Source organism: Metabacillus fastidiosus NBRC 101226, assembly GCF_001591625.1.
In the GTDB taxonomy this organism is placed as follows: domain Bacteria; phylum Bacillota; class Bacilli; order Bacillales; family Bacillaceae; genus Metabacillus; species Metabacillus fastidiosus.
In genome coordinates this window covers 1-10,873 of sequence record NZ_BCVG01000116.1, presented here as the reverse complement: position 1 = coordinate 10,873, position 10,873 = coordinate 1, and the positions used below count along the sequence as shown (strand labels likewise).

The 10,873-nt window shown below is 36.8% G+C and carries 11 protein-coding genes and 1 other annotated feature; of the genes, 8 read left to right on the top strand and 3 right to left on the bottom strand.

Annotation, left to right across the window (positions count from 1 at the left end; genetic code table 11):
* Positions 1-197: 197 nt before the first annotated feature.
* The 4 genes from BFA01S_RS18680 to leuS all read left to right on the top strand — a co-directional run bounded on the left by BFA01S_RS18680 (position 198) and on the right by leuS (position 5,265).
* A complete protein-coding gene (locus BFA01S_RS18680; RefSeq protein WP_235843068.1) occupies positions 198-1,031 on the top strand; it encodes an MBL fold metallo-hydrolase in 834 nt (277 codons plus the stop codon).
* Positions 1,032-1,100: 69 nt separating this feature from the next.
* Complete coding sequence (locus tag BFA01S_RS18675; protein WP_066234341.1) at positions 1,101-1,805, top strand: CoA transferase subunit A; 705 nt, start codon at positions 1,101-1,103, stop codon at positions 1,803-1,805.
* The gene (locus tag BFA01S_RS18670; RefSeq protein ID WP_066234338.1) at positions 1,798-2,457 is read left to right on the top strand and encodes a CoA transferase subunit B; all 660 of its coding nucleotides are present in this window, start codon (positions 1,798-1,800) and stop codon (positions 2,455-2,457) included. The genes BFA01S_RS18675 and BFA01S_RS18670 overlap by 8 nt, the downstream gene beginning before the upstream one ends.
* A gap of 86 nt (positions 2,458-2,543) precedes the next feature.
* Positions 2,544-2,769: a binding site (T-box leader), on the top strand.
* 81 nt (positions 2,770-2,850) lie between these two features.
* Positions 2,851-5,265, top strand: coding sequence for a leucine--tRNA ligase (gene leuS / locus BFA01S_RS18665; RefSeq protein WP_066234333.1), 2,415 nt, complete (start codon positions 2,851-2,853; stop codon positions 5,263-5,265).
* Positions 5,266-5,311: 46 nt separating this feature from the next.
* On the opposite strand, the gene BFA01S_RS18660 is transcribed toward leuS, so the two are convergent.
* Entirely contained in the window at positions 5,312-5,593 is a 282-nt protein-coding gene (locus BFA01S_RS18660) for a hypothetical protein (protein ID WP_066234330.1), read from the bottom strand.
* A gap of 108 nt (positions 5,594-5,701) precedes the next feature.
* On the opposite strand from BFA01S_RS18660, the gene BFA01S_RS18655 reads away from it, so the two are divergent.
* Together BFA01S_RS18655 and BFA01S_RS18650 are read left to right on the top strand one after the other, a co-directional pair.
* Positions 5,702-6,016: a rhodanese-like domain-containing protein gene (locus BFA01S_RS18655; RefSeq protein ID WP_066234327.1), complete on the top strand. Its 315-nt coding sequence runs from the start codon at positions 5,702-5,704 to the stop codon at positions 6,014-6,016.
* 80 nt (positions 6,017-6,096) lie between these two features.
* Positions 6,097-6,300, top strand: a complete 204-nt coding sequence (locus BFA01S_RS18650) for a sporulation protein Cse60 (protein ID WP_235843067.1) — start codon at positions 6,097-6,099, stop codon at positions 6,298-6,300.
* Positions 6,301-6,376: 76 nt separating this feature from the next.
* On the opposite strand, the gene BFA01S_RS18645 is transcribed toward BFA01S_RS18650, so the two are convergent.
* Positions 6,377-7,648, bottom strand: a complete 1,272-nt coding sequence (locus BFA01S_RS18645) for a BaiN/RdsA family NAD(P)/FAD-dependent oxidoreductase (RefSeq protein WP_066234321.1) — start codon at positions 7,646-7,648, stop codon at positions 6,377-6,379.
* 185 nt (positions 7,649-7,833) lie between these two features.
* Here BFA01S_RS18645 and BFA01S_RS18640 point away from each other — a divergent pair, with 185 nt between their 5' ends.
* Positions 7,834-9,465 carry a putative polysaccharide biosynthesis protein gene (locus BFA01S_RS18640; protein WP_066234318.1) on the top strand — a complete coding sequence of 544 codons (1,632 nt, stop codon included), beginning with the start codon at positions 7,834-7,836 and terminating at the stop codon, positions 9,463-9,465.
* Between the two features lie 61 nt (positions 9,466-9,526).
* Complete coding sequence (locus BFA01S_RS18635) at positions 9,527-10,249, top strand: pseudouridine synthase (RefSeq protein WP_066234316.1); 723 nt, start codon at positions 9,527-9,529, stop codon at positions 10,247-10,249.
* A gap of 75 nt (positions 10,250-10,324) precedes the next feature.
* Here the strand turns inward: BFA01S_RS18635 and BFA01S_RS18630 are convergent, their stop codons facing one another.
* On the bottom strand, positions 10,325-10,546 hold the full coding sequence (locus tag BFA01S_RS18630) for a DeoR family transcriptional regulator (RefSeq protein ID WP_066234314.1): 222 nt from the start codon (positions 10,544-10,546) through the stop codon (positions 10,325-10,327).
* Positions 10,547-10,873: the final 327 nt, after the last annotated feature.

Below are 10,873 nucleotides of genomic sequence, written 5' to 3'. Positions count from 1 at the left end.
TTACTGCTCGTTAAGGCTGGGATAAATTAATAGATTGTTTGTTAATAGGATTCCTTAAAGAGGGGTCCTCTTCTTTTTATATAATATTAAGAATAATGGCAAAGAAAGAGAGCGTGATTAGCAAAGTGGAACATAACCAATTTACCGCAGTGGAAAAAGTATTAATACGGAATATAGCAAAATGGAGGCTAGAGCGCATGCGGAAGAGAAAAGACCTTTCATTTTCTGTTCCACATGTTGAAAAGGTAGATGCTGATTTTATTAACAATAATCAAACGGAATGTGCTATTACATGGATTGGACATAGTACTTTTCTTATTCAACTTTCAGGTCTTAATATTTTAACAGATCCTGTATGGGCTCAGTGGCTTGGTTCTGAAAAAAGATTAACAAAACCCGGCGTTGAACTTCAAACAATGCCTAAGATTGATATTGTTTTGATCTCTCATAATCATTATGATCATCTTCATTTTCCATCATTGTATAGATTAAAAGGCAATCCGGTTATTTTTGTTCCAAAAGGATTAAAGGAAATGTTTTTGAAAAAGGGATTTTCTAATGTTAAAGAATTCTCATGGTGGGAGCAATTAGCTTATAAAGGAGTCACAATTACCTTTACTCCGGCATTGCATTGGTCAAGAAGATCTCTCGCCGATTTGAACCGCTCTCTATGGGGAGGATGGATGATGGAAGCTTCAAAGACGACTGTTTATTTTGTTGGTGATACTGGATACCACGATGTTTTTAAAGAGATTGGAGAAAAACTCAAAATTAATTACGTTTTAATGCCGATTGGCTGTTATGAACCTGAGTGGTTTATGAAAAGTCAGCATGTCACTCCTGAAGAAGCTGTTCAGCTTTATAAAGATTTAAAAGCCGAAACATTTATCCCGATGCATTATGATGCTTTCAGATTAGCGGATGATACACCAAAAGAAGCACTGGACAGGTTAAATTTCACCTGGATTGATTTGAAGTTAAATAAGGGAAATTTAAAAATATTAAAATTAGGGGAAACATTGAAACTTTGAATAATAGTATGCCTCTCTTTCTAATTTTACATAAATGAGAATATACATAAGTGGAGGGGAGGTATATATATGAAGCAGATTTATGTATCTTTTCAAGAAGCGATAGAAGAAATTCACGATGGTGCAGTAATCATGGTCGGTGGTTTTGGATTATGCGGAATTCCTGAAAATTTGATTTTAGCTCTTGCAGAGAAAAAAGTGAGAAATCTAACGATTATTTCAAATAATTGCGGTGTTGATGACTGGGGACTCGGTCTTTTATTAAAAAATAAACAGATTAAAAAAATGATTGCCTCTTATGTAGGAGAAAATAAAGAATTTGAAAGACAAGTGCTAGCAAATGAGATTGAAATAGAGTTAATACCCCAAGGAACTTTAGCAGAAAAAATTCGTGCTGGAGGAGCAGGGATACCTGCATTTTATACTCCCGCTGGTGTTGGTACAAAAATCGCTGATGGAAAAGAGATACGAGAATTTGATAATAGAGAATACTTGCTTGAGACAGGATTACGTGCTGATTTTAGTTTAATAAGAGCAGAGAAGGGAGATAGAATGGGGAACCTTATCTACAATAAAACCGCACAAAATTTCAATCCTATTATAGCAGCAGCAGGGAGAGTAACAATTGCGGAAGTGGAGCAATTAGCTGAAATAGGAGAACTCCGTCCCGAACAAATCCATACTCCAGGCGTGTATGTTCAAAAAATAATAGAAGGCAAGCAGCAGAAACGAATAGAAAGATTAACAGTTCGAAAGGAGGAAAAGAATGAGTAAATTAACGGTTCGTGAAAAGATTGCACAACGTGCTGAACAAGAAATTGAGAGCGGTTACTATGTGAACTTAGGAATTGGCATGCCCACACTCGTTGCCAATTTTATTCAAGAGCATAAAAAAGTTGTTCTGCAATCTGAAAACGGCTTGCTCGGTATCGGACCGTATCCTTATGAGGAAGAGGCTGAAGCTGATTTAATTAACGCAGGAAAAGAAACAGTTACAGCTGTCAGCGGTGCAAGCTATTTTCATAGTGCTGAGTCATTTGCCATGATTCGAGGCGGTCATATTGATATTGCTATTTTAGGGGGAATGGAAGTTTCAGAAAAAGGAGATCTAGCAAATTGGATGATTCCAGGGAAGATGATTAAGGGAATGGGCGGCGCGATGGATTTAGTTCATGGGGCAAAAAGAATTATTGTTATTATGGAGCATGTTTCAAAAGACGGACGAGCAAAAATTGTGCGAAACTGCAGTTTACCGCTGACAGGAAAAGCTGTCGTTCATCGTATTATTACAGACCGTGCCGTTATTGATGTTACAAAAGAAGGACTGTTATTAACAGAGACATTGAATGGCTATTCGGTGGAAAAAATTATTCAGTCAACAGAAGCACCGTTAATTATTTCAAAAAACTTAAAAGTAAATGGATGAGGATAGTTATATTTTTAACATATCGTACTTGAATAGCTTGCATCTACAAAAAAAATTATATAAAATACAATTAACAAACGTATATGAAATGAACGGTGATAAGGAATAGTAGTGAGCGAATAAACGTGCAGAGAGTTGACGGATGGTGCGAGTCAATCGTTATTTGTTGATGAACTCGCCTTTGAGTTGCAGATGTGAAATGCATATAAGCATAGTAATATTTGTCGAAGAGTCCACGTTACGGATAAGAAAGCGGGCATAAATATATGCCAATGTGGGTGGTACCGCGGGAATTAGCCTCTCGTCCCTGTAGTGTATACAGTGATGGGGGGCTTTTTTAAATATGATCGTTCAAATAATTATACGAAGGAAGTTTCTAAGGAGGAAGTGTCAATGAGTTTCAATCATCAAGAGATTGAAAAAAAATGGCAAGACCATTGGTTACAAAATAAAACGTTTAAAACGACTGAAGATAAAAATAAACCGAAATTTTATGCGCTTGATATGTTCCCTTACCCATCAGGAGCGGGATTGCATGTTGGACATCCTGAAGGATACACAGCAACAGATATATTATCAAGAATGAAAAGAATGCAAGGGTATAATGTTCTTCATCCGATGGGATGGGATGCTTTCGGATTGCCTGCAGAGCAGTATGCACTGGATACAGGTAATGACCCTGCTGAATTCACACAGCATAATATCGCAAACTTCACACGACAAATACAGTCACTTGGTTTTTCATATGACTGGGATCGTGAAGTAAATACGACAGACCCGTCATATTATAAGTGGACACAATGGATTTTCCTACAATTATATAAAAAGGGACTAGCTTATATTGATGAGGTAGCGGTTAACTGGTGCCCGGCTCTCGGAACTGTTTTAGCAAATGAAGAAGTAATTGACGGTAAAAGTGAGCGTGGCGGACATCCAGTTGAACGCCGTCCGATGAAGCAGTGGATGTTAAAAATTACTGCTTATGCTGATCGTTTATTAGAAGATTTAGAAGAATTAGATTGGCCTGAAAGTATTAAAGATATGCAGCGCAACTGGATTGGCCGCTCTGAAGGAGCACATGTTCATTTTTCAATTGATGGACATGATGAAGCATTTACAGTGTTTACAACACGCCCTGATACATTATTTGGTGCGACGTATGCAGTTCTTGCTCCTGAGCACTCTTTAGTTGAAAAAATTACGACAGACGAGCAAGAAGAAGCGGTACAAGCTTATTTAGAAAAAGTAAAGCATAAGAGTGATCTTGAGCGTACAGATCTTGCAAAAGAAAAAACAGGTGTGTTCACTGGTGCATATGCTGTGAATCCTGTTAATGGCGAGAAAACACCGATTTGGATTGCTGACTATGTATTAGCGACATATGGTACAGGTGCGATCATGGCTGTTCCAGCACATGATGAGCGTGACTATGAATTTGCAAAACAATTCGGTCTTGAAATTAAAGAAGTTGTAAGCGGAGGAAATATTGAAGAAGAAGCTTACACTGGTGACGGAGAACATGTTAATTCAGGCTTTTTAAATGGACTTGGAAAAGAAGAAGCAATCAATAAAGCAATTGATTGGCTTGAAACAAATGGGAAAGGCGAAAAGAAAGTCACATACAGACTGCGTGACTGGTTATTCAGCCGTCAGCGTTATTGGGGTGAGCCGATTCCAATCATTCATTGGGAAGATGGCACGATGTCAGCTGTTCCTGAAGAAGAACTGCCATTAATATTGCCAAAAACGACTGAAATTAAACCATCTGGAACAGGTGAATCACCGCTCGCTAATATTAATGAATGGGTGAACGTTGTTGATCCGGAAACTGGTAAAAAAGGTCGCCGTGAAACGAATACAATGCCGCAATGGGCAGGAAGCTGCTGGTATTATTTACGTTATATTGATCCGAAAAATGATCAGTATTTAGCAGATGATGAGAAGCTTAAACAATGGCTGCCAGTTGATATTTATATCGGTGGTGCGGAACATGCTGTTCTTCACTTGCTTTATGCTCGTTTCTGGCATAAATTCCTTTATGATATCGGTGTAGTACCGACGAAAGAGCCATTCCAAAAGTTATTTAATCAAGGAATGATCCTTGGAGAAAATAATGAAAAAATGAGTAAATCAAAAGGAAATGTCGTAAACCCTGATGAAATCGTGGAGAGCCATGGTGCTGATACACTTCGTCTTTATGAAATGTTCATGGGACCGCTTGATGCATCTATCGCCTGGTCAACAACAGGTCTTGATGGTGCGAGAAGATTCCTTGACCGTATTTGGAGATTGTTTGTGGAAGACAATGGTGAGTTAAGTCCGAAAATTGTTGATGAACAAAGTGATTCATTAGAACGCGTTTACCATCAAACAGTGAAAAAAGTAACAGAGGATTATGAAAACTTACATTTTAACACAGCTATTTCTCAATTAATGGTATTCATTAATGAAGCATATAAAGCGACTGTTTTACCGAAGGAATTTGTTCAAGGCTTCGTTAAATTAATAGCGCCAATCGCTCCTCATATTACTGAAGAGCTATGGACAAAACTTGGCGGAACTGAAACAATTTCATATGAAGCATGGCCGGCATATGATGAATCAAAATTAGTGGAAGCTGAAGTGGAGATTGTCGTTCAAGTAAATGGCAAAGTCCGTGCGAAACTAAGTGTATCAAGAGAGGTAACGAAAGAGCAGCTTGAAGAGATTGCACTTTCTGATGACAGAGTGAAAGAGCAGATCGAAGGCAAAACGATTCGTAAAGTAATCGCCGTACCTGGTAAGCTTGTTAATATCGTTGCGAATTAAATAATGAATAGCGAAAGCAGCCCCAGTCTAATTGTTTTAGATGGGGCTATTTTTTCATGTTTTTAAAATGGTCTATAAATTGTTGGGGGTCTGTTTTTACAAAGTAGGCAAACAATCCGGAAGTTGTATGTAAATAAAGACAGCCATATAGATTAGAAACAGAACGATAAGACATATCGAGAACTTGTTTAAGGGAAAACTCATTCAAAGGAGTAAGGATTTTATTTTCTACCAAGTGAATTTCATATTCTATTTCTTTACTTATTTGTTCATTATAATGAATGATTCTTTCTACCTTTACATATGTTTGCTTAGCGATTATTTTCATTAAGAACACCCGATTCCGTTAATATATCGTTAATCGTAACATACTGAGTGGAAGTGATACAAAGTCATTTGTTATAATACGTTTATACATATTGAAAGGGTGAAAATAATGAAAGAAATTACGACAGAAGAGCTTAAGAAAAGATTAGAGAGTGGAGAAGACTTAGAGTTAATTGATGTTCGCGAAGATGAGGAAGTAGAAGGCGGTATGATTCCAGAAGCAAAGCATATTCGCATGTCTGAAATTCCTGAAAAATTAGCCGAGATCGATAAGGAAAAGGAAACAATTTTCATTTGCCGTTCGGGTGGAAGAAGCGGAAGAGTATGTGAGTACCTTGAAGAGCAAGGCTATGATGTTGTAAACATGGTCGGCGGTATGCTTGAGTGGGAAGGGAATACAAAACCGAAAAGTGAGCTGGCATAAGTTCCTGTTTAATCAGGGGCTTTTTTTATTCACTTTGTTATAAAGTTGATCGGACAGACATACCATTTACTAGCCGCTTGATGACGAAAGGATGGTATGAAAAGATGAAGATCGCTGTTTTTGATGAAGAACATGAGAAGGATTTGCAGATAGAAGTGAATAAATTTCTGGAGACGATCACAGAAACACAGCTGAAAGATATAAAATACAGTGTTGCTATTGCAACAACAAGAGATGGGGAGCAGATTTATTGTTACTCTGCACTTATTTTATACCGTAACTAGGTTGTCAAAACTTGTCGCAGTTTCTTTATAATACGAAAAGTTGCTGATATATTTCAAAAATGAAAAAAAGTGATGCCTAGGCACCACTTTTTACATAAATCGCTGCGTTTTTCCCTGCTAATCTTCCGGTGACAAGAGCGGACGTTATGTTGTAGCCGCCGGTATAGCCATGGATATCGAGCACTTCACCGCAGAAGTACAAGCCTTTCTTACATTTTGAAGCCATTTCCTTCGGATGAATTTCTTTTACAGAAACACCGCCGCCGGTTACGAAAGCTTTATCGAGTGATAATGTACCATTTACTTTAAATTGAAACTGCTTGCAATCTTTTATAAATGAACGCAGTTTCTCATTGGAAAGATTCGCATAAGTGACGAGCGGATCAATGTCATTTTTCTCAAGTAAAAAGAGCAGATATCTTTCAGGAAGCAAGCCTTTTAATGCATTTTTGATTGCTTTTTTTGAGTCGTTTTTAAGTTCGCTCACAACAGATTGAAAAAACTGTTCCTCATTTTTATCTGGTACAGCGTCAATTGACATAGTAATTTCATTCGTTTTAAATTTCTTTAATGCTTTTACAACGAACTGGCTGCATCTAAGGACGGCTGGACCTGATACTCCGAAATGGGTGAAGATCATATCCATCTTATGTGAGATAATGGCTTTTCCTTTCGGATTCAATACACTTAATGAAATATCTCGTAAAGACAGTCCCTGCAAAGTCTTTTCTTGAATAAATCTTTCATTAGATGTAATAGGAACTTCTGTTGGAAACAGCTCGGTAATCGTATGGCCTGCTTTTTCTGCCCATGCGTAGCCGTCACCTGTACTGCCGGTATGCGGAACACTTTTTCCGCCGACAGCAATAACGACCGATTTTGTGCCGATATCTTCTCCGTTCATTAATGTAATGCCGACAACTTTTTCATGGTCATAATTTACTTTTTTGACGGATTCATTCGTGCGAATTTCCACATTCAGCTTTTTGAGCTGATTAATGAGTGCATCAACAACAGATTGTGCTTTATCTGTCACTGGAAACATTCGGCCATGGTCCTCTTCTTTTAACTCCACACCAAGATTTTTAAAGAAAGAAATAATATCTTCATTGCTGAATTCAGAAAAGGCACTATATAAAAAACGTCCATTGCCTGGAATATGTTTAATAATTTCATCGATCGGAAGTCTGTTCGTTACATTGCAGCGACCGCCGCCTGAAATGGCAAGCTTCCTGCCAAGTTTATTCCCTTTATCAATTAGCAGTACTCTTTTAGATCCTTCCCCTGCGGCAATTGCTGCCATTAAACCAGAAGGGCCTCCGCCTATAATAATTACATCGTACATCATTTAAGTCACAACCTTTAATATTTCTTGCATTATCCTATTATAGCCGAATCGAAGAAAAAGAAAAATGAAACTTCTGGGTCATGAATAACGTAGAAATTTTGATAAGATTATAACATGTATTATGATAGTTGTATGTTAGAATAGAGAAGTTGAATCTTCAGAGAGAAAAATGGTGAAAATAGAAGATGTCGAATAAATTTTTAAGAGGAACGTTCGTTTTAACGCTAGGTACATATATTTCAAGAATTTTAGGCATGATTTATATTATTCCGTTTACGGCGCTTGTTGGTTTAAATGGAAATCTATTGTACCAGACAGGCTATGCGCAGTATACAATTTTTTTAAGTATCGCAACTGCAGGATTTCCGGCTGCGGTATCAAAATATGTTTCAAAATATAATGCTTTAGGTGATTATGAAACGAGCAGGAGAATGTTTAAAGCAGGGCTTCGTGTTATGTTATTAACCGGGATACTCGCTTTTCTTGTTTTGTTTTTTTTAGCTCCTTATTTTGCAAAGGGAGCCTTATCAACAGACCAGTTAAATGGTATAACTGTCGAAGATGTTACGTTTGTTATTAGGATGGTAAGTACTGCTCTATTAGTTGTACCGATTATGAGTTTAATGCGAGGCTTTTTTCAAGGGCATCAATCAATGGGACCGACAGCTATTTCTCAAGTTATTGAGCAGTTAGTGAGAATAGCATTTTTATTGGGAGCGACGTATTATATTTTAAAAATAATGGATGGTGGAAATCTTGTCTTAGCAGTTGGTTATGCGACTTTGGCAGCGACAGTTGGAGCAATTGGAGGATTAATCGTTCTAATGGTTTATTGGTTGCGCCGCAAGAATAGCCTGCTTGCTATGAAAGAAAATGAGATTCCAGCACATGAGGTTTCGATTAAGTCTATTTTTAAAGAAGTTTTGAGATATGCGGCACCATTTGTATTTATCGGATTGGCTATTCCAATTTATCAGTTAATTGATACATATACCTTTATAGGGGCGATGAGAGCGGCAGGATATAAGGAAATAATAACTGACCACTATGCTATTACAGTCAGCATGCTTCCAAAACTGATTATGATTCCCGTATCACTTGCAACAGCTTTCGGTTTAACGCTTATCCCATCTGTAACAGAGGCATTTACAACTAAAAATTATGAAGGATTAAGAAGGCAGATCGATCAGACATTGCAAATTATTATGTTTTTAGTATTGCCGGCAGTTATCGGTTTATCTGTTTTAGCAGGACCTGCCTACAGTGTGTTTTTTGGTGTAAAGTCATTGGAACTAGGAAAAGATATTTTAATGTGGTATGCACCAGTTGCATTATTATTTTCTTTATTTACTGTTAATGCAGCGGTATTACAGGGAATGAATAAACAGAAATTAGCAGTTATTAGCTTAGTCCTTGGCATTTTAGTGAAACTGGCATTAAACATTCCTCTTATTCAGATGTTTCAAAGTGTTGGCTCGATTGCAGCGACAGCTTTAGGATATTTAGTTTCATTGATTTATGGATTCGCAATGATTAAACGCCATGCAAATTACTCATACGGGGTGCTTATCAAAAGGACGTTTTTAATTATTGCCTTCGGAATATTCATGGGACTGACTGTTTCTGTGACACAATCAATATTAGATATATTTATTACATATTCTGATGGAAGAACGCAATCTGTCACTGTTTTAGCTATTTCTGTTATAGTCGGCGTGGCAGTTTACTTATATGTGGCATATCGATCACATCTATTAGAAAAATTGTTCGGAAGCCGGATTTTGAAATTTATCCCTGGAAGAAGAAGAGAATATTAAGTAAAAGCAGAAACTCGGTAAAATACCGGGTTTCTTTTATAAAAAGTGGAAGGTGAAAAGATTGCGTATTGATAAATTGTTAGCGAATACAGGCTATGGAAGCCGAAAAGAAGTAAAACAATTATTAAAATCAGGTACTGTTTTTGCAGATGGAGAAAAAGTGAAAGATCCAAAAACACATGTGGACCCGGAAAAACAGCAAATAACGGTCAATGGAGAAACGATAGAATATAAGGAATTTATTTATTTATTATTAAATAAGCCTGCGGGCTTTATTTCCGCAACAGAAGATGAATACGATGAAACTGTTCTGGATTTGCTTGAAACAGAAGATATTATTTATAAGCCATTCCCAGTAGGCAGACTGGATAAGGATACAGAAGGTCTTTTATTATTAACGAATGATGGACAGCTTGCACATCAATTGCTTTCACCGAAAAAACATGTTCCAAAAACGTATTATGCAAAAATTTTAGGTGAAGTCACAGATGATGATAAAACTGCTTTTGAAAATGGTGTGGAACTTGATGACGGATATATAACAAAACCTGCAAAACTTCACATTATTACATCAGGACCTGAATCAGAAATCGAGTTAACGATAACAGAAGGAAAATTCCATCAAGTAAAAAGAATGTTTATTGCAGTAGGAAAGAAAGTACAGTATTTAAAACGAATAACAATGGGACCATTATGTTTAGATGAAGAAGAATTAAAACGCGGAGAGTATCGTGATTTGACAGAAGAAGAAGTCGAGTTACTTAAAAATTATAAACCTGAATAATACAGAAAAAAGGCTGTCCCCTATAGACAGCCAATATGTATTTATTTATTTATTTAATTTTTCTTTTATGGATCTTTAAGAAGTCAATTTTACTTTTTTCTTTGTCGCTGCCCATCTTCCTCTACTCGGGCTGTGAACTAAATCATTATATGCAAGTACATTTAAATCGCGCTGCACTGTTCGAGGAGTAATACCAAATTCGTCGACAAGTTGCTGTGTCGTCACAGTTCCTTTCTCATGAATAAACATGTAGACTGATTTGATTCTAGTTAGCATACGGTTTGTTGAAGGTTTCAAAAAACCACTCCTTATCGTTTGATCGCACTGGCAAAGCCTATTACAACCTTTCGATGCTGGAACTACAGATGTCATGACAAAGTATAAAATTTGCTATATCTACAGTTTACACGATTTCGACACTAACATTCTAGGGAAAAGCTTAATTTACAAAAAATTTACATAATTTTGCGGATTTTCTGTATAAATGGCCTCCTCATAGATCCAGTCTCATTATTCGATGGCATAATGAATATGTCGAAAAATAAAAGTGGACTTATATAATCACTATATGAAGTGTATTTTAGAGAATATACCTATAATTTTAAATAAAGTGAAACTTCCATC